This window comes from Alteromonas sp. AWM4_230 (assembly GCF_056158305.1).
In genome coordinates this window covers 2483716-2506002 of the sequence record NZ_JBSWTB010000001.1, presented here as the reverse complement: position 1 = coordinate 2506002, position 22287 = coordinate 2483716, and the positions used below count along the sequence as shown (strand labels likewise).

The window sequence follows — 22287 nt, the reverse complement described above, 5'->3', positions numbered from 1 at the left end:
ACGTAGACGTTAACTTTGTATTTATTAATACTGACGTATCACAATGAGATTAACGACAAGAACAAGGATCACTGATGTCTAAAGTAAGTGTATTTTGTATTTCTGCCGCATTGCTAGGCAGTGCTATGCAGGTAGATGCTAAGGAAGGCATGTTCACCCCAGAACAGCTCCCCTCAATTGCAGGAGACTTAAAAGAAACCGGTTTGGCAATTCCTGCCAGCAGCATTAACGATTTAACCGCCTTTCCTATGGGTGCAATTGTATCACTTGGTGGGTGTTCAGCATCCTTTGTGTCTGACAAAGGCTTAGCAGTAACCAATCATCACTGCGCACGCGGTTCAGTGCAATACAACAGCACCCCAGAAAACAACTACTTAAAAGACGGTTTTCTAGCAAAAGAAATTGGTGACGAACTGCCCGCCGCACCGGGTACTCGCATGTTTGTTACTGTGGATTTCTCTGACGTAACCGACAAAGTTATTGGCGGTATCGATGATGATGTTCAAGGGCGTGAGCGCTACGACCTCATTGAAGCAAATCGCAAAGCCTTGATTGCAGAATGTGAATCTGAAGCAGGATTCCGCTGCTCTGTTCCTTCGTTTTTCCAAGGCCTTGAGTATAAGCTTATTAAACAAATGGAAATCCGTGACGTGCGTATTGCCTATGCGCCTGCTGACTCCATCGGTAAATACGGCGGTGATGTAGATAACTGGATGTGGCCTCGTCACACTGGTGATTTTTCTTTCTATCGTGCTTATGTGGGTAAAGACGGCAAACCAGCTGATTACAGTGAAGACAACGTACCATTTAAACCAGACCATTTCTTAAAAGTTTCAGCTGCTGGCCTTGAAGACGGCGACTTTGTAATGGCGGCGGGTTACCCGGGCTCAACCAATCGTTATGCCCGTTTGTCGCAAGTCTCTTACACATTTGATTGGCTATATCCAACCTACCTTGAGCTGGTGGATGCGTGGATTAAAACCATTGAAAATGCGTCTGAAGAAGGCAGTGATGCGCGCATTAAGTATGAAGCAACGCTAGCGGGCTTAAACAACTTTCACAAAAACACCTTGGGGCAGCTTTCTGGCGCCAAACGTGTTGGACTCGTTCCCCGTCGCGCAGAACGTGAAGAGCAGCTGGCAACATGGCTTGATAAAAACGGTAAGAGTGAAATGAAGCAAGCACTTGCCGCACTTGATGCGGTTAGCGCTGAACAAATGCAAATGAATAAGCAAAACTTCTGGTACAACAACCTAAGTCGCGCACAGCTTTTATCCTCTGCCCAAAACCTCTATCGCAATGCTATTGAGAGAGAAAAGCCAGATGCCGAGCGTGAGCGTGGGTATCAAGAGCGCGACCAAATTCGTATTAAAGAAGGCGTAGAACGCATTGAGCGCCGTTTTGATGCGGTTGTTGATCAAGCTGTGTGGCAAAAGATGATCAGCATGTACCTAGAGCAGCCTGAAGAAAACCGCGTTGCGGCTTTCGATAAAGCAGTAGGCATTGATGGTGATACTGACGGAAAAACACTTCAGAAGAAGTTAAAAGCGTTTTACGACAATACTTCACTTACAAGCACTGAGGAACGTTTAAAATGGTTAACCGCAAGCCGTGCTGATTTTGAAAACAGCAATGACCCATTCATTAAGCTGGCAGTTGCACTTTTCGATACCGAAATGGCAATCGAAGATGAAAGCAAAACGCTAAGCGGTAAAGCTGCTGCACTTCGTCCTAAATACATGAGTGCGATTATTGAGTGGCAAAAATCTTTAGGCAGCCTTGCTTACCCAGATGCAAACAGCACGCTTCGTGTGACTTACGGTAATGTGATGGGCGGTTTGCCAAAAGATGGCCTTATCTACGAACCCTTCACTCGTCTTGAAGGCATTACGGAAAAAGATACCGGCGAAACACCGTTTGATTCACCGAAAAAGCAGCTTGAGCTTATTGAAGACAAGCAGTACGGTCCGTACAAACTTGAAGACATCAATAGCGTGCCGGTTAACTTCCTTACGGATTTAGATTCTACAGGTGGAAACTCAGGCTCTGCAACGCTTAACGCAAAAGCAGAACTAATCGGGTTGTTGTTTGACGGTACATTTGAAAGCGTTAACTCAGATTGGGACTTTGACCCGAAAACAACCCGTACCATCCATGTAGATAGCCGCTACATGCTATGGGTAATGGAATACGTTGACGGTGCAACAAACCTCATCGAAGAAATGACCATCGTAAAATAACCACTAAATAATGGGGTCAGAGTTTGAGGGATCCCCACGAATTTAATTCCATGTGCCTTCGGCCCAGGCAGCGTCTACTATGGAGCTGTACCATTTCAGTACAGCTTTCCACTGTCGCATAGTGAATAGTATTCAGCAAGCAACAGCTCTCATGCCGAGATAGTGGCATGACAGCACGCTTCTGGTTTCGGTATTTGCTTGGAAGCGCCGATGTTTATTCGAAGAGACGACCACCATACCCAATAAGATAACAACCAGTGACGCTAACGTAGTAAGTAATATCAGTATTGTTAGACGTTGCTTTTTCACGCTTTTATTCTGTTCATAGCCAAGCCCGAACTTGGTACTTTTCATGTCTCTAAAGCCTTCTTCAATCTGCATGCGCTGGCGATAAATAGCAACAACCTGTTTCGATAAACGTCGATGAGATTCTAGTGATGTCGCTAACAGCCACGGGTCTTTCGCGCCTTGCGCATGGACTTTCGAGCGCTTTGAAGCTTTGCGTGTACCATCTGGATTTGAAGCGTGGCGTCCTTTCGTTTTCTGTTTGAACAGGACTAACGTACAGGCAAAGGGGTTACCTCTCGCTATTTGGCTGTTATCAAAACGCTTTGCTCGACTGGTCGCTTGGGCATAAAGATGACGAATACACTGCCACGTATTGCCGCTGTCGAGTGAGTAAAAATGCGGTTTTCGAACCCCTCCGACAATATCCCAGCCTAACGCTAATACTTCCCTGAACCAGGGTGATTTATACCCTGCGTCGGTGACAATAATGGGTCGGCAATTTGAAGGTAACATGGCGTGTAACGTCTTTAAGAATGCCTTGTGGGTGGCGGGTTTCTCTTTGGTCTTGTTGCAGTGAACTTCTTGATAAAGTGTGATGGGTCTACCTTTTAAAGATATTTCCGCGCGCAAAAGGAAGTGCGCTTTGCGGTCGTCTAAATCTGACCAGTCAATTGAGATAACAGGGCGTGATGTGCCGCTGCAAAATAGTTGGCATATAGATGCATAGATAAACGGTGTTTCACTTAATAAATGCGAGTTTGAGAGCAAGCGGTCAGCACGTTTAATTCGATGTTTTTCATAGGCTTTAGTGCTAATTCCTCGACCTATGCTGGTTACGGTTGCAGCGCTTCCATTAAGCAGGCTGTTAACGCATGCCGTTATCGCATTTAGACGAGTATTATGCATATTGTAGCTGACAAGCGTAACGACTTTGTTCACAATAGATAGGGCATTCATGACTGTTTGGCCTCGGTGAAGTTTGGCGATTGATCTGATCACCAAACGTCATGAATGTTCCTATCTTTTTTTATCTCACTGATATCGTTATATTATTTGTGGGGATACCTCAGGGTCAGAGTACTTTTCTGCCCCCCCTCTTATTAAACACTAAATTAACTCTAACCCCATTAATTTTGGGGCAGAGTACTTTTCTGCCTCATCTCTTCTTCTACGCTAAATCAACTCTGACCCCAATTTTTGGCTACGTACTAGCGCTATTGAAACTAAGTGGTTGACCTCTAGTTTAAAGCTATTAAAAAAGGCAAGCTCAATAGCTTGCCCTTTTGTCAGCAGTTTGAACTCGACTAACTTTTCATTTTTTTCCTACGATAGGCCAAAAATGACAAAGCAATTAAACAAAGCGCGATATGAGAAGGCTCATTCACAAGATTTGGAGAACTCACTCTAATGTTGGCAGAGTTGAAGCTGACATCGGTTATCTCCTGTCCATTTTCATCACCCAATATTACGTTTTGAAGACTGACTAACGTTTCACCAAACCCTGTGGATACAAAGTTCACGGTAAACAATAAGAAATCATTGAGCTGAAATGCTAATAAATCACTCGGAAACTCTAAAGACGACTCTAATACTGCTTGTGTCCCACTATTTACAGAGAAGGTATCTTGGAAACTGAATCCCAAACCACTTCCAAACGTAATGCTGTTAAACGTTACGATATTTGGGTCAAACAAGAGTTCTAGATCAAAAGCACCAAGAGCCTGTGTATCACTTAAATCTGAAACAAAAACATCAACACTGACTGACTGGAAGATCCCGACTTCTTGAGAGCTTGGCGATAACGTTATCAACACTGCGTTGGCTGAAGTTGCAAAAAGTGTGGATAATACAAACACGCAGTTCACGATTTTTGATTTTAAATTCATTATCTAATTCCTTCTAAAATTTATTAAAGAACTGTGCAGCGATTTTGAGTGCATTGAATGGAGCATTGCCTAAAGTCGAGGATGTTTATGACTCCGTTTCCGTCGTTGTCTCTAGGATCCCCTGGTAATGCAGGCATATTTCTGGCCGCTCTTATAAGAAGCAGATCGTCCATATCTACATTTTCATCACCATCCACATCACACGCCATTGGTTCTTCATCATCAAAGGAAATGTCTAACAAACAAATGTTACCAGCACCATCTTGCCCCTCTAAAGTCGCAGAAGCGGGAAGCTGAGGGTCAATAACATTGACACTTACACTAACGGTGTCAGCACCTGGCGCAAAGCTTTGTACGGATACATTAACGTTGTCGCTCGATAAGGTGTTTACGAAAAAAACACCGGTGTCTGCGTCAAGCACGCCATTGTTATTTAAATCCTCTCCTGCATCCAAAACACCGTTTCCATTTACATCTTCGTCGTTTTCAAAATCGCTGACTGAACCAGTCGCACTTTCTAAACCTACACTTGCAGAACATGTTGGTGGGAATGGGTCACCTTGAGCATTGATAAATTCAAACAACGCACCACCCGGATAAATATAGGAGTCGAAGTTATTAAATCCCTCAATAGTTATACCGTGTGGATTCAATGAGGAAGTCGTGTGAGTTCCTTGCGTAAGCTCCACGATTGCTGATGAAAAAGGAATATCTGGAAATGGCGTAAAGCTTTCAGCAGGAACTGGAACACCGTCTAACAACAACGTGCCAACGTCGTCGTTTGCCGCGATAATCGTAATAAAGTTTTGTACAAACTGTGACTCGCCAACCGTTGAGAATGTATAGTCTGTCAAATACTGCTCAGAAGGAATCATGTTACCCATTGCTGGATCACCTAGAGTTGCTCCTGAACTACTTTGACCTGTCATGTATTGAGTTACAAAAATAGGCTTGTCAGCGGTAAACGAAAGATTACCTGTTAATGAAGACGTTTCAATGAACTCTCCCGTATTAATTGTCCCTTGAAAGATGCTGTTGATTGAAACTGAAGTGTTATCTTCAGATGCTACAATTCGGTATATCGTTCCATTAGGACGATTTGGAAGTCCTGTTGCAGAAGCAGAAAGCCCCCAAGATTGAACCGGCTGGGCCACCTCATAGATGTGATCACAAGCGCTTACACCTGTAGGAACATTTGTGCACCCGTTTCCATTTACCATGCCGATAGGTTTAGTAGCCTCAACCAAAGTACCAGTAAGAGACCCTGATGGACCAGAAGTAGCAGTAGAGCGACCAAAGTACACCTCACCTCTATTTAGAGAAACCTGAAACGGCACGCCCGCAACGTGTCCTATCATATTGTTGCTGGGTGTTATCGTTACGAGCGTGTCATCTTGAGAGGCATAAATAGCGAGCTGCGCTCCTCTCGCTGCAGAATTGTAGGTCGAAGCAATGTACCGAGTATTCATCGTATCAACAGGTAAGCCCAAAGCCGCATCAGATGACGCAGTGCGCCTGTTCACCGTATACACCACGAACTCATTCTCTGCAAATGCATGTATCGCGTTATTCTGCACGCTATCCACAACAACCGTTGATATAGCGTCGATTGGAATCTGTACTACTGTCACGCTTCCCGGCGATACTGTTTCAACGGTTGTAAATGTAGGACTGTTCAGAGGGTAATTTAATGTGACGTCTGTCGTGAACTCACTTGTTAAGTGTATTTCAACAGAGCCGGAGTTATCAAAGTTAGGAGTAAACGCCAAGATAAACTCAGTACCTTTGTTATCTACCTGTTGTGCACTCGCCAAATGAGTGGACAATAGGGAAGTAGCAATAAAGAGTAGAGCAATAAATTTACAATACTTTTGGGGCTTTAATTGTTTTGAATAACACATATTTCATTATCCTTAATTACTTAATGTATTTATTTTGATTTGACGTGAGGACTGCTTCCTACATCATTCAACAACCTAAATACTTCACGACTTCTGAAATATGGTGTTACCTCACAAAATGCCCTGCAGCATGATGCATGCCACAAAACATTTTTCAAACATAGTCAGATAGTTATATATGAGGAGAGCAGGCAAGATAATGAAGTGTAAAATTTTTGGACGCATTTTGTACAAATATTTATAGCCAGACTTCGTCATCCAACTAAAAAAATGGGGTCAGAGTACTTTTCATTCTGCAAAAAAGTACTCTGACCCCAATATTTAAAAAAGTACTCTGACCCCAATATTTTATTTGAGGTTGCGGAGGCCTTGGGTTAAGAGGCGGTCTAGCGCATTGGCAAAGTTTTGTTTGTCGCGCTGGGAGAACGCCTTTGGACCGCCTGTGTGTTCGCCACTTGAACGCATGGTGTCCATGAAGTCTCGCATACCTAAAATCTGCTTGATAGACGACTTGTCGTATTCCTCACCGCGGTTGTTTAATGCGAACGCGTTTTTTGCCAGAACATCAGCAGCCAATGGGATGTCGTTGGTTATTACCAAATCACCCGCTTCACACTTCTCTACAATGTAATCGTCAGCAGCATCAAAGCCAGAAGGCACTTGCGTTAAGGTGATGTGTTTGTCTGGTGGGACAGACATAAAATGATTAGCCACCAAAGACAAAGGCAGCTTGGTACGTCTAGCTGCCTTAAAAAGAATGTCTTTGATAACCGCAGGGCACGCGTCGGCGTCAACCCATATATGCATGGTCGTATCTCGTAATTGAAACTAATTACGCTAGCATACCACCATCTACTACTACTGTCGTGCCTGTGGTGTAGCTTGAAGCATCTGACACTAGGTACAAAACTGTGCCCGCCATTTCGTCTGGATCTGCTACGCGGCCTAGCGGAATAACTTTCAGCGCGTGCTTCAAGATTTGCTCGTTGGTTGTTAACGCTGACGCAAACTTGGTGTCGGTCAAACCTGGCAGTAATGCGTTTACGCGAATGTTTAAGCTACCGCATTCTTTAGCGAACGACTTAGTCATACTAATAACTGCCGCTTTAGTAATAGAGTAGATACCCTGCATATCGCCCGGCGTTACGCCGTTTACTGAAGCGGTATTGAGTATGACGCCACCGCCCTGCTCTTTCATCATTTTGCCTGCTTCAATCGACATGAAGAAGTAGCCACGAATGTTCACATCTACGGTTTTGTTATAAGCGCCTAAGTCAGTATCTAAAATATGTCCAAAATAAGGGTTTGCCGCCGCGTTGTTTACCAGAATATCCAACTTGCGGAAATCACGTTTAATGACATCAAATGCTTCGGTAATTTGCTCCATTTCACCTACGTGACAAGCCAGCGCTGTGGCTTTACCACCTGCGTCGCGAATTGAAGAAGCAACTGCTTCACAGCCGTCAATTTTGCGGCTTGATACAATAACGTGGGCGCCATACTGAGCCAGCAACCGCGCTATAGATTCGCCGATACCGCGACTAGCACCTGTAACCAGTGCAACTTTTCCTGTTAAATCAAATAGGTTGTTCATCAAACATTCCTTCTCTTGCCATTTTTACGCAAACTACGTATCTCAGTGTCCTATCTACGATAGCTGCATTTGTCGTGTAATAAGTCTTTTAAAGGCTTTAAAAATACGCCCCCCAAAAGCTTATCGTTTTATCTTCATCACACTTGGCGCTTATGCCAACATACCGCCGTCAAGTACCACAGACTGCCCCGTCATAAATGACGATTCATCACTACACAGCCATGCAATAGCATTTGCAATTTCTTCAGGCTTACCCAAGCGTTTCATTGGGTTGGCTGCAATTAACCCTTTTTGACCGCATTCATCTAATTTAGATAAAACGCCTTGAACCATAGGCGTATCAACAAAACTCGGGCATACCGCGTTGATACGAATATTCGCTCGCGCGTATTCCACCGCTGCCGATTTAGTCAGCCCTATTACCCCGTGTTTAGACGCACTATAAGCACTTATCATTGGCGCTGAGCGTAGCCCTGCTACAGAAGCGATATTGATTATATGACCGCCACCTGTAGTGGTCATATGCTTCAGCGCGTTTTTCATGCAATACCAAACGCCTGCCAAGTTAACCTGAATGTTTTTCATAAACATAGCGTCGTCGACTTCGGTAAGAGGCGCAGGAAAATGGTCGATACCCGCGTTGTTTATGATCACATCTATCTTTTCAAGATGAGAAAGGGCCGTTTCGAACATCGCCTTGACCTGAGCAGGGTCGGTAACATCAACCCCCACAGCATAGGCTTTACCACCTGATGCAATAATTTCTTCAGCCAGTGTTTTGGCGTTCTCTTCGTTTAGATCGGCAATACCTACTATTGCACCACGTGCACTTAAAACGCGAGCTGACGCGGCACCAATACCTGACCCGCCACCAGTAATAAGAATATGTTTACCTTCAACATTTGCAGCTACATTCATTAGCTGTACTCCAGTTTAATTTGTGTACGCTGCATTTTCTCCAATGCCAATTGCGCACATAGTGATAATATAAATTTAGAAATAGCTCGCCTTAACGTTGTTGCAAGATGCTTCTCGTGACGTCAGTACTTCTATGTCGCGGCTTACTAGCGGTAGTTCCCAATTTAAAAAATACTCTGCTGCGGCAAGTTTTCCTTCGTAGAAGTCAACATCCTGATCGCCTGCACCCTTACTTAACGCTTGCTCGGCGACGTTAGCTTGGCGCAGCCAAATCCAACTCACTACACAGCTTGAAAAAATGTTTAAGAAGCAGCTTGCGTTGGTTAGCAACACAGACTGTTTATCAGAGCGCAGGTCTGCAGCAGCTTGTTGTATAAGTGCACCAAGCTGGTCTAAATAAGGTTTTAATTTTGCTGCCAGCGCCTGTGCTCTAGGCGTTTCTGCGCGCTTCATGTCGCTTGTTACTCGCGCTAGCAAAACTTGCAAACCTTTACCGTCGTGCTGCCACAGCTTTCTTCCTAGCAGGTCTAACGCCTGAATACCGTTGGTGCCTTCGTGAATTGGGTTTAGCCGGTTATCGCGCCAGCATTGCTCAACCGGGTATTCGCGGGTGTAGCCAGCGCCGCCTAAAATCTGAATCGCCAAGTCATTAGCTTTAGGGCCAAACTCTGATGGCCACGCCTTAAATACAGGGGTTAAAAGGTCAAGGAGCTGAGAAAGCTCGGTACGTTTTTCACTGTCGACTTCGGTTTCCATCTCATCGATGAGCATGCTGCCGTATAAGCAAAGGGACATACCGCCTTCGCAGTAAGCCTTTTGCGCCAAGAGCATACGACGGACATCACCATGATTAATAATAGGGGTTGGATCGTCTTCAGGAGCTAAATTCGGGGCGGCGCGCCCTTGTGTACGGTCTTTAGCATATTCTAGTGAATAGCGATAACCGCGATACCCAATCATTGCCGCACCGTAGCCCACACCAATGCGCGCTTCGTTCATCATCATGAACATATAGCGCAAACCTTGATGGGCTTCTCCGATTAGGTAGCCGTGGCAATCGCCATTTTCACCAAACGTAAGCGCAGTTGAAGTGGTGCCTCGATAACCCATTTTATGAATAAGGCCGGCAAGAGTTACATCATTGCGTACATCTGGGTTACCGTCAGCATCAAGTCGGTACTTAGGTACGGCAAATAGTGAAATGCCTTTAACACCAGCCGGACCGCCAGGAATTTTTGCTAGTACCAAATGAACAATATTATCGGAAAGCTCATGTTCACCGCCAGAGATATAAATTTTGCTACCTTTGATGCGGTACGTACCATCATCTTGTGGCTTCGCAGAGGTTCGAATATCAGCAAGTGACGAGCCCGCATGAGGCTCGGTAAGCGCCATTGTTCCAGTGAAGTCACCTGCTAGCATTTTTGGTAAAAATGCGCTTTTGATATCGTCTGAGGCAAAGTGTTTAATTACATTGGCGGCAGCCGCAGTTAAAAAAGGATATGCAGTAGACGAAGGATTTGCCGCTAAGAAATAGCCTGCACATGCGTTCATCACGGTGACGGGAAGCTGCATACCACCATCTTCAAAATCGAAGTGACCCGCAATAAAGCCTGATTCCCTGTACGTATCGAAAGCGACTTTCACTTCGTCGATCATCGACACTTTAGTGCCATCAAACGTAGGCTCATTTTTGTCAGCTACTGCGTTATGAGGAAGAAACAGCTCTTCTGCCATTTTTTCCGCCATATCTATAACGGCGTTAAAGGTTTCAACATTGTGTTCTTCAAAACGTGGCTTTTCGCACAGTACTGCTGTGTTCAATACCTCGTACAGCTGAAACTGCATTTCACGGCGGGGAATAAGTTGGTCGGCCATGGTGTCCTGTCCTCTACGAATATTTGTTAACGCATTGTGTCATATTCGTTATCATGTCATTATTGTCATTTATGACACAATAATGGCCGATACCGCCAACAATCACTGTGTTTTATTTTCTTTTATAAATTTAATTATTTTTATGAATAGCACTAAATTCACTGTTACCGTTCTTGGTTTCGATCAAGCTTTGGCATCTGCCATTACTGGCGCACTTGATGTGTTTGCTTTTGCTGGTATTAGCTGGCAGCGAATTCACAATTTGCCCACTGCACCACAATTTAAAGTTCAACTGGCGAGTCATCACGGGCAGTCTATTCTTTGCTCCAATCAAGTTGTGCTACAGCCGAATATTGCTATTGAAGATGTATCTCACACCGATGTTTTGCTTATTCCAACTATCGGTGGCGATATTGATGAGGTACTGAATGATACACAGCCGCTGCTGGTTCATATAAAGCGCCTTCAAAAAATGGGAGCGGATATAGCAGCTAATTGCACGGGTAACTTTTTATTAGCGCTGACAGGTTTACTTAACAATAAAACCGCAACGACTCATTGGGGTTATGCTGATAAATTCGAAGCCATGTTTCCAAGTGTAAATCTGCAGCCAGAAAAAATGGTGACAGAGGACGACACCGTCTATTGCGCGGGCGGCGGTATGGCATGGATTGACCTGTCGATCCTCTTAATAGAGCGTTACTGTGGTCACCAAATTGCCAGCGATACTGCAAAGTCTCATGTGTTGGATGTGTCCAGAACTAGCCAAACAGTGTATGCAAGTAGTCGTCAACGACGATTCCACAACGACAAAGTTATTAAAGCGGTCCAATCTTTTTTGGAACGAAACTTACAAAGCAAATGTACGCTTCATGATCTAGCAGTGCGGCACAATATGACAGAACGTACATTGATACGACGTTTCAAAAGTGCTTGCGACACCACGCCCGGCCAGTATTTACAATCGCTGCGAATTGAGCATGCAAGGAAACTACTCGAGACATCCAGCATGCCGCTAGAGCAATTGATCAATTCGGTAGGCTATGAAGACCTGAGTTCTTTCACCCGGTTGTTTAAAAAGAATACGGGGCTGTCGCCTTCTCAATATCGAACAAAGTTCAAGCGCGCGTGAGGACGCCTAAATCGCTTTGCAAACAAACACCAAAAAATATCATTTTCCCTAATGATTGCTCTAAGACCGTGCATCACACTTTTCAGGCCACATTAGCAGTACCTAATATTGTGCACTTTCGACTAACTCACACCTTTTTTTGCACAAATATGAAGTTTTTATTTAAAAGTTTGTGTAAAATGCAACGCCAAGCATAGATTGTTAATTTTTGTGCTAAAAACACTACAAAAGTATAATTTATAAATCATCTTGGTGGAAACATGAGAACACACAAAATCGCCACGCTAGCGTTAGCCGTTAGTGCTGCGTTCAGCTCTTCAGTTCTTGCACAAGAGGCCGCATCGACAGAAAAAAAAGAAGCCTCACTTGAACAGATTACCGTAACTGCGCAAAAGCGTACTCAATCAATACAGGAAGTACCTATTTCTGTTGCGACATTGAGCGGTGAAAAATTCGAAAGCCTTTTCTCAGGCGGTGAAGATATTCTTGCTTTAGCGGTTCGCGTTCCAGGCCTTTATGCCGAGTCTTCAAACGGACGCGTTGCACCACGCTTCTACATTCGTGGTTTAGGTAATACCGATTTTGACCTAGCTGCATCACAGCCTGTATCTATTATCATGGATGAAGTGGTAATGGAAAACGTAGTACTTAAAAGCTTCCCGCTTTTCGACGTACAGCAAGTTGAAGTACTTCGCGGTCCACAAGGTACTCTTTTCGGTCGAAACACCACAGCAGGTATCATTAAATTTGATACCGTAAAGCCTACACAAGATGTAGAAGGTTACGCGAAAGCTGGCTTTGGCTCTTACGGTACTATGAATTTTGAAGGCGCAATTAGCGGTGGTCTTACTGACGAGCTTTCTGCGCGTTTATCATTGCTATCACAAGAACGCGACGACTACATTGATAATGCCTTTACAGGCGAAAACGATGCAATCGGTGGCTACGACGAAAAAGCTTATCGTCTACAGCTTCTTTGGGAACCATCAGCTGACTTCTCTGCCCTTCTAAATGTACACGGTCGTGAGCTTGAAGGCACAGCCTCTATTTTCCGCGCTAATGTATTTACCAAAGGTAGCAACGAGCTAAACGAAAACTATGATCGCGAAACCGTATACTACGATGGTGATCTAGAAGGCGATGGTATTGATAACAACCCACAAGAATACGACGGTTTTGGTGCTTCACTTAAACTAGAGTACGACATGGATGAGGTTACCTTCACGTCAATCTCAGCGATTGAGACTGCTGAGGGTTCAAGCCTAGGCGACGTTGATGGTGGCTACTTCATCGATACTAATTTCGACGGTGTTGCTGAAGAAACAGGCCCTGGCTTTATTCCTTTCTCTGCGGTAACGCAAGATAACCTAAATGACCTAGAGCAATACACCCAAGAATTTAGATTTTCAAGCAACACGCGCGATGCTTTGAACTGGCAGTTAGGTGCGTTCTACTATGACGCATCGTTTAACGTTACCAGCATCGACGGATTCTTTGGTGCAACAACCGTATTCCACGAAAACCAAACGTGGGCAGTATTCGGTCAGACGTCTTATCAAGTTAACGAAAAACTAAACGTTACGGGCGGTATTCGTTATACCCACGACTCTAAAAGCTTAGTAGTTGGCGATCAAAACGTTGACGGCTTTGCGTTAGTAATTGGCGCAGCTCAAGTTCAAGACTATGAAGACATTGACGTAGATGACGGTCAAACTAGCTTTGAATTAAGTGCAAACTATCGCGTTACTGATGATATGTCTGTTTTTGCTCGCTACGCTAACGGCTTCCGTGCTCAAACAATTCAAGGACGTGACGTTGCATTCGAAGGTTCGCCTTCCGTTGCAGATGCAGAAACGATCAACTCATTTGAACTTGGTATTAAGTCGGACTTATTCGATGACTCACTACGCCTAAACGCTGCAGCATTCTACTACACGGTAGATGACATGCAGTTCTCAGCAATTGGTGGTGGCAACAACTTTACTGCCCTTGTAAATGCTGACAAAGGTGAAGCATACGGTTTTGAAGTAGACGCGCAGTGGCTAGCGACTGATGAACTAACTTTCACTGCTGGCTACAGCTATAACCACACTGAGATCAAAGATGACTCTCTAACGGTTGCACCTTGTGGTACTAGCGCTGCAAGCGGCTTTACCGGTAACTGTACAGTAACAGACCCTCGTCCAGACGGTTTTGTAGCCTCTATAGATGGCAATCCATTCCCTCAGGCGCCAGAGTCTATCTTTAACTTCACTGCACGTTACACCATCCCTATGGGTGATGATGGCGAGTTCTTCGTATTTACTGATTGGGCGTTCCAAGGTGAAACAAACATCTTCCTATACGAAGCGGTTGAGTTCACTACTGACGACAACTTTGAAGGCGGCTTACGTATTGGTTACGAAAACTTTGCGCACAACTACACGGTAGCGCTATTTGGTCGTAACATTACTGACGAAGACAATGTTAAAGGTGCAATCGACTTCAACAACCTTACAGGTATCGTAAATGAGCCGCGCGTTTGGGGTGTTGAGTTCAAGTACACTTACTATTAAGCAACGATAAGTAGCTACTTTCATTTATCGTAGCTATTTGGATTATCAAAAGCGGTGGCGTTGAAAAACGGCACCGCTTTTTTATGTCTTTTACGCCGCCATATGAACATCAGACGTAGGCATTTGCACTAACTGCTGTAGCTTTCTGCACACCTGTACCCAGCGGGCGACTTTTTGATAGTAGACCTGTTCTATTAATTGTCCTTTTTCATCAAACAAAAAGCTCGCTAACTTTCCTTTATTTCCCGGCATATAAAAATGGTGCACGGTAAATTGCTTTGATAAAGGGGCATGTGCCACTTTTTGATACATACAAAAAGGCAGTGCGTTTGCGCGCTCATCACCACCGGTGAGGCGAGTACGGCGTTGAAACGTGTCTGCACCTAAATCAGCCATAATGCCGTGTTTTGAAATAAGTTGATCAACCGCTTTAATGCCTGTTTGCATAATTTTCTCCTAAAGGTTGTTCGAAGTAGCCCAACCGAATAAGACTCAAAATAAACCATACTGATATTTATACAGTATATGGTCATTTGTTTAAAATGCAAACAAAAAAGCCGCTTTTTACAGCGGCTTGTTTTCTTTCGAAATAATGAGAAGTTAATTAAGCGCCGATTCTAAAAACGCCCACTGGTCTGCATACCCCTCAATTCGCATCCACGTTGGCGTGCCTGCGCCGTGACCCGCACGGGTTTCTACACGAAGCAGTACTGGATTATCACATCCTTGATCTGCCTGTAATTGCGCCGCGAACTTATAGCTATGCCACGGTACTACTCTGTCATCGTGATCACCTGTCGTGATTAATGTAGCCGGATAGCAAGTGCCAGGTTTAGTGTTGTGAAGTGGCGAATAAGCATAAAGCGCATCAAACTCGTCTTTGTTTTCACTTAGGCCGTAATCGGAAGACCATGCTCGCGCATTTGCACTTGGCGTGTGGTAGCGAAGCATATCTAACACGCCCACTGCAGGTAGTGCTGCAGAAAAGAGGTCAGGTCGCTGGGTTAGTGTTGCGCCCACAAGTAACCCGCCGTTAGAGCCACCTTGAATACCCATTATGTCTGGGTTGGTATAGCCACTTTCAACCAAATACTCGCCCGCTGCGATAAAGTCATCAAATACGTTTTGCTTATCTAACTTAGTCCCAGCCTTGTGCCATTGTTGCCCATACTCACCACCACCACGTAAGTTAGCTATGGCCAGTACATTGCCCTGCTCTACCCATACCATGCGTGATACTGAATAGCGGGGCAGCAGTGAAATATTAAAACCACCATACCCGTACAGTAACGTTTTATTATTTCCATCTAGCTTCAAGCCTTTCTTGTGCACAATAAACATGGGAACTTTAGTGCCGTCTTTACTGGTATAAAACACCTGCTTGGTTTCATAGTCGTCGTAGTTAATACCCGTGTTGATAGTTTTAAATAGTGATGACTCACCACTTTCAACGTCATAGGCATAGACCTGACCCGGGTTAGTAAACCCAGTAAGTTTATAAAAAGTGGTACCTGCATTTTTACCGCCATAGAAACCGCTCACGCTCCCGATATCGGAAAACGCAATCTCATCGACTTTTTTGCCACTTAAATCAAAGACACTCACCTGCCCTTTAACGTCTTTTAGATACTGAGCAAATAGCTTTTCACCTAAAAGTGACACGCTGGACAAGGTATCTGGTGTACTTTCAATTACGGTTTCCGTTGCTTTAACGCCACCATCGAAATCAACCTTAATAACCTTACCTGTTGGCGCGCCTGCAGTAGACTTAAAAAATAGCGCATCTTTGTGTTCGCCAATTAGATCGTATCGCCCATCCCATTGGTCGAAAACGGCAACAAGCTCACTGTTTTCTTTTTCAAGAGATTTAGCGTAGACACCGTTAGCCTGGTACCCCTCGAAAACGGATATAAGCAAAGTATTTCCGTCTTGCACAACTGATGGGTACGGGTTCCAAGTGGGTTTATTTTCAAATGCAAAGACCTTTTTATCTGCACTTTGCTCTGTACCTATCGCGTGAAAATAGATAGATACAGTTTGGCTATCATCGTATTTACCCGCCTCATTTTTTGGGTAACGAGAATAGAAAAAACCACTTTCATCGGGAAGCCATGCAATATTTGAAAACTTAATGCCTTCAATGGTATCGGTTAAGTCTGTTTTACTGTTGGTGTTACGAATGTGGATAGTTTTCCAGTCGGTTCCGCCATCAGACAGCATGTAGGCAAGATAAGACGCTTTAGGGCTGAGCTCAGTCGACGCCATTGACACGGTGCCGTCATCACTCAACGTATTCGGATCGATTAGTACTTCAGGTTCACCGTTCACGCCGTCGGCCATATAAAGTACATACTGATTTTGAAGGCCGTCGTTATAAGAATAAAACAGCTTGCCGTTCACCATATAAGGTGTCGAATACTTTTCATAATCCCACAGCGCGGTTAAACGCTCTTTATAAAGCTCTCTAGAGGGTAAATTAGCTAGATAAGGACGAGCCAAAGTGTTTTGCGAATCGACCCAAGCTTTAACTTCTTCACTCTTTTCGTCTTCTAACCAACGATAGGGGTCGTTTACCATAGTGCCGTGATAATTATCTTGCTGCGCAACGGTTTTGGTTGATGGGTAGCCAGGAACTTTCGGCATAGCAAGGCTTTGGGTTTCAGTTTCAGCCAAATTAGTTTCAGGGGTATTTGAACTTGTACAGGCCAAGGTTAAGCCTGCAGATGCTGCAACCACCGCAGCGTAAATTAGATTTTTCTTCATGTTTTATTCCTCAAAAGAAAAATGCCGGTGTTACCCGGCATTATCTATTTAGCTTTCTGTCGTAAGTTCTGCGTGTTTTCGACCTTTAAACACATTTTTAATGTCGTTTAAAATTAAGTACAGAGCAGGAACCAGCAGCAAGGTGATTACTGTGGCAAACAAAATACCGAAAGCCAGAGAAACCGCCATTGGAATAACAACCTGAGCCTGTAGGCTGCGTTCAAATACTATCGGCATAAGACCCATAAAGGTTGTTAGTGACGTCAAGATGATAGCTCTAAAACGCTGCGTACCAGCGCTAATAGCCGCATCCATAAGCGACATGCCTTCTTTACGCGCGCGATTCACAAAGTCAACCATAATCAAGCTATCGTTCACCACAACACCCGACAAAGCGATGATGCCGCAGACAGACAAAACGCTTACCGCCATGCCCAATACCAAATGACCGACTATGGCGCCCACAATACCAAAAGGGATCACCGACATGATAATTAAGGGTTGGCTGTAAGATTTAAGCGGTATAGCGAGTAAGGCATAAATAGCAAATAACGCAAACAAGAGCCCCTGCATTAAACTAAACATAGCATCAGCCTGCTCCTTTGAATTTCCTTGAAGCTGAAACTCAACATTTGGGTAGCGCGCCAGTAAGTCTGGCATCAAGTTTTCAATGACATCGTTAGTCACTTCTGATGGGTCAAGCAATGCTTTATCCACGACACCCGTTACGGTGACTGAACGTTTTCCATCTACACGAATGATTGAATCGAACCCTTGCCCTACGGTGAATGTAGCCACCTGCTCGAACGGGATCTCTTGACCACTTGGCGCACGAATACGCATATTTTCAAGGTGCTCTATAGAGCTACGTTCCGCTTTCGGGTAGCGCACCATAACTTTTATTTCTTCATCGTCGCGCTGAATACGCTGCACTTCTGCACCGTAAAAACCAAAGCGAACTTGCTGACCTAGATCGCGAAGCGAAATGCCTAACGCATCGGCCTGAGGTTTCAGCGCTAGCTGAATTTCTTCGCTACCGCCAGAGAAAGTATCATTGATATCGGTAACGCCCTCGTACTTATCTAAAGCTTCTTTTATATCGTCACTAATAGCGCGCAATGCTTTAATATCGCTGGAGCTAAATTCAAAGCTAAGGTCAGCACCGCCGCCAGGACCGCCCGGAGAGCTAATATTAAATGACTTCACGCCAGGGATTTCAGGGACCTCTTGACGCCACATATCCTGAATCTCAAAGTCTGTAAGCGTGCGGGTTTCACCTTTCGTAAGCTCAGCAAATATTTCACCACCTAAGTTACCATTGTCAAAAGCAATCGCGTGCTTAATGACATTTTCGCCCGACTCTTCTGCGACCTTGTCATCCATGCGGTGCATAGCTTCGCGAAGTGTAGTGAGTACCTTGTCTCGCTGCTCTAATGACGAACCGGGCTCTAATTCAAAGCTGGCCATCATGAAGTCACTTGGAATATTCGGGAAGAATACAAAGCGCACGATGCCACCACCGAATAGCCCCACGGTAAGGATCAGCATCGCCAAAAACACGGCCACTGTCGTATAGCGATTACGTATTGCTTTTGCTAAAAACGGCGCGTACTTATTATTAATAAATGTCTTTATTCCTTCACTGAAGAAGTCTCGGAACTTTTGGAACGCGTTGGCTTTTTCCGGATCATAAGGCTTGAGCTTCATGTGCACTAAGTGCGCCGGCAGGATTAACTTCGATTCAATAAGCGAGAAAATAAGACAAACAATAACCACCATACCGATGGTTTTCCAAATTATGCCGAACGGCCCAGATACCATAAGCATGGGTGAAAAAGCGGCAATGGTGGTTAAGACACCAAAAGTTGCCGGCATAGCAACTTTTTTAACGCCCGCAATAACGTTATCAGCACTGTGCCCTTTTTTGTCTATTTCTGAATAAGCTGATTCACCCATGATAATTGCGTCATCTACCACAATCCCTAGTACAAGAATGAATGCGAACAGGCTCAGCATGTTGATGGAAACACCAACCATATCTAACGGCATTACCAGCAAGGTGCCAAGGAAGCAGACCGGCAAGCCAACAATAACCCAGAATGCGAGCTTAATTTTCAAAAACAAAGAAAGAACTAAAAATACCAGCAGCGCACCGAAGAACATGTTCTCAAGCATCATGTTAAGTCGGTCGGCTAGATAGAATGAGCTATCGCCCCACGTATCCGCAGTAATATGCGCAGGAAACTCAGATTTTTTACTGTCAACGTAATTATTAACCTGCTCAGAGATCTCTAGGGCATTTTGATCGCCTACAGCCTGCACGCGCAAGCTAACCGCTGGTTTATCATCAAACAGCGCGTATTGATTGTTTTCAATAAAGCCATCGTTGATATAGGCAACATCACCCAGAGTAACGCGGGTACCGTTTGAATTTGTAACTAATACTATCTGGGAGAAGTCCCAACCGGTATAAGCCTGCCCTTTTGTTCTTAGCAGTATGTCACCATTTTCGGTGCGGATTGAACCACCTGGTAAGTCGACACTGGTTTGGCTTAAACGCGCCACCACATCAGCAAACGTCAGGTTGTACTTTTGCAAATCAACTTCAGAAAGTTCTACAGAAATTTCATAATCTCTTGCACCTACAACCTGAACACTTGATATACCCGGCAAGTTAGCAATGTCGTCGCGTAAGTCTTTAGCAAACTCTTTTAACTCTCTTTCAGATGCGTCTCCGTAAACCGATAGCCATATCACATCCTGTTGAATTTTTTGACGATAAATAACGGGCTTTTCAGTATCTGCAGGAAAACTTGGAATGGCATCAACTTGAACCTTTACTTCATCAAGTAGAGACTGAACATCGTAGTCTTCCTCAACTTGAATACTTACCGTACCCATGCCTTCTACGGCCGTTGAGTTTAGCTGTTTGATGCCTTCTAAATCTTTTATGGCCTCTTCAATTTTAAGCAGCACACCTTCTTCTACTTCCTGAGGTGCAGCACCTAAATAAGGTACGCGGACGCTGATAACATCTATTTCAAAGCTTGGGAATACCTGCTTTTGTATACTGAACGCACTGAACAGCCCGCCAACGATAAGCAAGATCATTAATAAGTTTGCCGCTACATTATTACGCGCAAACCAAGCAATTAAGCCTTTGTTGGTATCGATGCGACTCATTAGTTGTCACCTTCCGATGATTCGCTTTCCACGATGTCTGCGCTATCGGTAGTGTCTGCTTCCGCTGTGTCAGCAAGTACCGGCTCGTCACCTGGCAGGCGTACTTTCATGCCGTCGTATGGGTTTGGCACCGCACTGGTTACTACCAAACTACCTTCCGCAATACCTGAGCGAATAAACACATCTTTTGCTGTAGTACGGGCTACTTCGACGGGTTTAATTTCAATTTCGCGATTGTCGTTCACCGTCAGCACGGTGTTGTCTAAACGCAAAATGCTGCGAGGTAATACTAAAAGTTCTTCGTCTTGACGTGAGGTAATTTCTGCTTCAACAAATTGCCCAAAACGCAGTGGGGCTTTGTGTGAAGACTTCAAGTTATAAGGGTCTTTCACTTCGACAATGGCGTACACTACTCTGCTACCTGTATCCAAGATGCCCTCTGAACGCACCAGCGAACCTTCCCACGTAGTTTTCACACCGCCAACCGAGGCTGTTAAGGATACTGGCGCACCATCGCTTGACTGCCCCGCAATATTAATAAACATCAAATCGCTGTCGGTAATAGGTAACCTAACTTCAGCGGTATCGGTGGAGTAAATGGTGCCAAGTACAGACCCCATCGCCACAAACTGACCAAGGTCTATATTTCTTTCAACCACAATTCCATTGTACGGCGCAGTAATTTGGGTTCTTGCTAGGTTCCGTTTAGCGCGCTCTAATTTAGCTTCTGCCGCTTTTACATTAGCCTGTTCTTTTGCCAATTGAGGCTTTCTTAAGCCTAACTCGGGCGGCGCTACGCTGCTTACCGAACGCCATTCTTGCTCGGCCACTTTACCGCGAGCTATTTCTTCTTGAAGTGCCGCTTGCGCCTGTGCTAATTCAGCTTCAGCTAGTTTGAGGTCTGTGCGGTAATCATCTTGTTCTAACGTGGCAAGTACATCGCCTTTTTTAAAAGTTCCACCAGCAACAAAAACTTTCGACAGGCTTATAACCTGACCACTGACCTGTGCACTTAACGATGTTTTATTTTGTGGCACCACATTGCCTTGAGATTTAACAACAAAATTTACGGGTTCTGCTGTTACTTCCTTAGCATCAACAAGAAAAGCGGGGATTTCCACGGGCACCTGCTCTGGCGGCTTACGTGACTTGATCATAACCGTCGCGGCGATAAAGGCGACTAGCACGATGACTAATGGAAGACCACTTTTCATTAACATGGAGTTTTTCATTTACTATCCCTGGAAGAGAAGGCATCCGAGTTAGTGAAGCTTCAACAGTAAACTACTGTGCTAATCACTTACCACCTGATTACCCACTAAATTCTATTATTATTGTTTCAACACTAGTGTACTGACTTTGCGTTTTGTATGCTCAGTTAAGATTGTTAAATTTTGTGTCTGTTTATCGTTTTTAATATACACGCAAAAATCTGAAGCCCTAATATAGAAAATTCTTAAAAGAATACAAAGTAAGATTGATAATTATCAGGTTTTCGTTGATTATTTAAACACTCATTGATTATGAGTTAACCGACGGCTGTTGTTTAAGCTAAGTCTTTAATAGGAAATAGCCTCGGGAATGATTTCGCTACGTTGAAGGGAAAACACATTATGAGTCTTAAGAAACAATACCTTAAATCAAAACCTCTGTGCAAAGTGACATTTCGACTGAATGCGGAAGCAGCAATAGATGCGAAAGAAGCTGCACTATGTGGAGATTTCACTGATTGGAAAACGCAGCCACTGACGATGAAAAAGCTTAAAAGTGGCGATTTCACATTAACCGTGGATTTGGAAAAGGATAACGAATATCAGTTTCGTTACCTTATCGATGGCGAAAAATGGGAAAACGACTGGGAAGCCGACGCTTATATCCCCTCACCTGTTAGCATCGAAGATAATTCGGTTGTGCGTGTTTGAGTTGTTAACCCAATATCATGCAAATTT

Annotated in this window: 15 protein-coding genes; 4 read left to right on the top strand and 11 right to left on the bottom strand. The window is 44.3% G+C overall.

Translation table 11 applies throughout. From position 1 onward, the window contains the following. The first annotated feature begins 74 nt into the window (after positions 1-74). A complete protein-coding gene (locus ACXACS_RS10655; RefSeq protein ID WP_474806418.1) occupies positions 75-2240 on the top strand; it encodes a S46 family peptidase in 2166 nt (721 codons plus the stop codon). 132 nt (positions 2241-2372) lie between these two features. Here the strand turns inward: ACXACS_RS10655 and ACXACS_RS10650 are convergent, their stop codons facing one another. From ACXACS_RS10650 to ACXACS_RS10620, 7 genes are all read right to left on the bottom strand, one after another. Next, complete coding sequence (locus ACXACS_RS10650; protein ID WP_474806416.1) at positions 2373-3485, bottom strand: IS4 family transposase; 1113 nt, start codon at positions 3483-3485, stop codon at positions 2373-2375. 347 nt (positions 3486-3832) lie between these two features. Further along, positions 3833-4414, bottom strand: coding sequence for a cohesin domain-containing protein (locus ACXACS_RS10645; RefSeq protein ID WP_474806415.1), 582 nt, complete (start codon positions 4412-4414; stop codon positions 3833-3835). A 23-nt stretch (positions 4415-4437) separates the two neighbouring features. After that, positions 4438-6315 (bottom strand): hypothetical protein, encoded by a 1878-nt coding sequence (locus ACXACS_RS10640; protein ID WP_474806413.1) that lies wholly within the window; start codon positions 6313-6315, stop codon positions 4438-4440. A 348-nt stretch (positions 6316-6663) separates the two neighbouring features. Continuing rightward, positions 6664-7122, bottom strand: coding sequence for a YaiI/YqxD family protein (locus tag ACXACS_RS10635; RefSeq protein ID WP_118494392.1), 459 nt, complete (start codon positions 7120-7122; stop codon positions 6664-6666). Positions 7123-7147: 25 nt separating this feature from the next. After that, positions 7148-7909 carry an SDR family oxidoreductase gene (locus ACXACS_RS10630; RefSeq protein WP_474806411.1) on the bottom strand — a complete coding sequence of 254 codons (762 nt, stop codon included), beginning with the start codon at positions 7907-7909 and terminating at the stop codon, positions 7148-7150. A 150-nt stretch (positions 7910-8059) separates the two neighbouring features. Then, positions 8060-8827 carry an SDR family NAD(P)-dependent oxidoreductase gene (locus ACXACS_RS10625; protein ID WP_474806410.1) on the bottom strand — a complete coding sequence of 256 codons (768 nt, stop codon included), beginning with the start codon at positions 8825-8827 and terminating at the stop codon, positions 8060-8062. Between the two features lie 75 nt (positions 8828-8902). Beyond that, positions 8903-10705 carry an acyl-CoA dehydrogenase gene (locus tag ACXACS_RS10620; RefSeq protein ID WP_474806408.1) on the bottom strand — a complete coding sequence of 601 codons (1803 nt, stop codon included), beginning with the start codon at positions 10703-10705 and terminating at the stop codon, positions 8903-8905. Between the two features lie 142 nt (positions 10706-10847). Between ACXACS_RS10620 and ACXACS_RS10615 the strand changes: the two genes are divergently transcribed. Then, positions 10848-11837 carry a GlxA family transcriptional regulator gene (locus ACXACS_RS10615; RefSeq protein WP_474806406.1) on the top strand — a complete coding sequence of 330 codons (990 nt, stop codon included), beginning with the start codon at positions 10848-10850 and terminating at the stop codon, positions 11835-11837. A 260-nt stretch (positions 11838-12097) separates the two neighbouring features. Continuing rightward, the gene (locus ACXACS_RS10610; RefSeq protein ID WP_474806405.1) at positions 12098-14392 is read left to right on the top strand and encodes a TonB-dependent receptor; all 2295 of its coding nucleotides are present in this window, start codon (positions 12098-12100) and stop codon (positions 14390-14392) included. A gap of 90 nt (positions 14393-14482) precedes the next feature. On the opposite strand, the gene ACXACS_RS10605 is transcribed toward ACXACS_RS10610, so the two are convergent. The 4 genes from ACXACS_RS10605 to ACXACS_RS10590 form a co-directional block, all read right to left on the bottom strand. Continuing rightward, the gene (locus ACXACS_RS10605; RefSeq protein WP_474806403.1) at positions 14483-14839 is read right to left on the bottom strand and encodes a hypothetical protein; all 357 of its coding nucleotides are present in this window, start codon (positions 14837-14839) and stop codon (positions 14483-14485) included. Between the two features lie 153 nt (positions 14840-14992). Next, complete coding sequence (locus tag ACXACS_RS10600; protein WP_474806401.1) at positions 14993-17155, bottom strand: prolyl oligopeptidase family serine peptidase; 2163 nt, start codon at positions 17153-17155, stop codon at positions 14993-14995. A 48-nt stretch (positions 17156-17203) separates the two neighbouring features. Continuing rightward, positions 17204-20338, bottom strand: a complete 3135-nt coding sequence (locus tag ACXACS_RS10595) for an efflux RND transporter permease subunit (protein WP_474806399.1) — start codon at positions 20336-20338, stop codon at positions 17204-17206. Continuing rightward, positions 20338-21570: an efflux RND transporter periplasmic adaptor subunit gene (locus ACXACS_RS10590; protein WP_474806398.1), complete on the bottom strand. Its 1233-nt coding sequence runs from the start codon at positions 21568-21570 to the stop codon at positions 20338-20340. The genes ACXACS_RS10595 and ACXACS_RS10590 overlap by 1 nt, the downstream gene beginning before the upstream one ends. A gap of 381 nt (positions 21571-21951) precedes the next feature. On the opposite strand from ACXACS_RS10590, the gene ACXACS_RS10585 reads away from it, so the two are divergent. Then, positions 21952-22260 (top strand): isoamylase early set domain-containing protein, encoded by a 309-nt coding sequence (locus ACXACS_RS10585; protein WP_474806396.1) that lies wholly within the window; start codon positions 21952-21954, stop codon positions 22258-22260. Positions 22261-22287: the final 27 nt, after the last annotated feature.

Bases quoted from the DNA above. Each gene is read 5' to 3' on its own strand.
- ACXACS_RS10630 (WP_474806411.1), bottom strand. From the start codon at position 7,909: ATGAACAACCTATTTGATTTAACAGGAAAAGTTGCACTGGTTACAGGT.
- ACXACS_RS10595 (WP_474806399.1), bottom strand. From the start codon at position 20,338: ATGAGTCGCATCGATACCAACAAAGGCTTAATTGCTTGGTTTGCGCGT.
- ACXACS_RS10585 (WP_474806396.1), top strand. From the start codon at position 21,952: ATGAGTCTTAAGAAACAATACCTTAAATCAAAACCTCTGTGCAAAGTG.
- ACXACS_RS10610 (WP_474806405.1), top strand. From the start codon at position 12,098: ATGAGAACACACAAAATCGCCACGCTAGCGTTAGCCGTTAGTGCTGCG.
- ACXACS_RS10635 (WP_118494392.1), bottom strand. From the start codon at position 7,122: ATGCATATATGGGTTGACGCCGACGCGTGCCCTGCGGTTATCAAAGAC.
- ACXACS_RS10655 (WP_474806418.1), top strand. From the start codon at position 75: ATGTCTAAAGTAAGTGTATTTTGTATTTCTGCCGCATTGCTAGGCAGT.
- ACXACS_RS10620 (WP_474806408.1), bottom strand. From the start codon at position 10,705: ATGGCCGACCAACTTATTCCCCGCCGTGAAATGCAGTTTCAGCTGTAC.
- ACXACS_RS10625 (WP_474806410.1), bottom strand. From the start codon at position 8,827: ATGAATGTAGCTGCAAATGTTGAAGGTAAACATATTCTTATTACTGGT.
- ACXACS_RS10600 (WP_474806401.1), bottom strand. From the start codon at position 17,155: ATGAAGAAAAATCTAATTTACGCTGCGGTGGTTGCAGCATCTGCAGGC.
- ACXACS_RS10640 (WP_474806413.1), bottom strand. From the start codon at position 6,315: ATGTGTTATTCAAAACAATTAAAGCCCCAAAAGTATTGTAAATTTATT.
- ACXACS_RS10590 (WP_474806398.1), bottom strand. From the start codon at position 21,570: ATGAAAAACTCCATGTTAATGAAAAGTGGTCTTCCATTAGTCATCGTG.
- ACXACS_RS10605 (WP_474806403.1), bottom strand. From the start codon at position 14,839: ATGCAAACAGGCATTAAAGCGGTTGATCAACTTATTTCAAAACACGGC.
- ACXACS_RS10645 (WP_474806415.1), bottom strand. From the start codon at position 4,414: ATGAATTTAAAATCAAAAATCGTGAACTGCGTGTTTGTATTATCCACA.
- ACXACS_RS10650 (WP_474806416.1), bottom strand. From the start codon at position 3,485: ATGAATGCCCTATCTATTGTGAACAAAGTCGTTACGCTTGTCAGCTAC.
- ACXACS_RS10615 (WP_474806406.1), top strand. From the start codon at position 10,848: ATGAATAGCACTAAATTCACTGTTACCGTTCTTGGTTTCGATCAAGCT.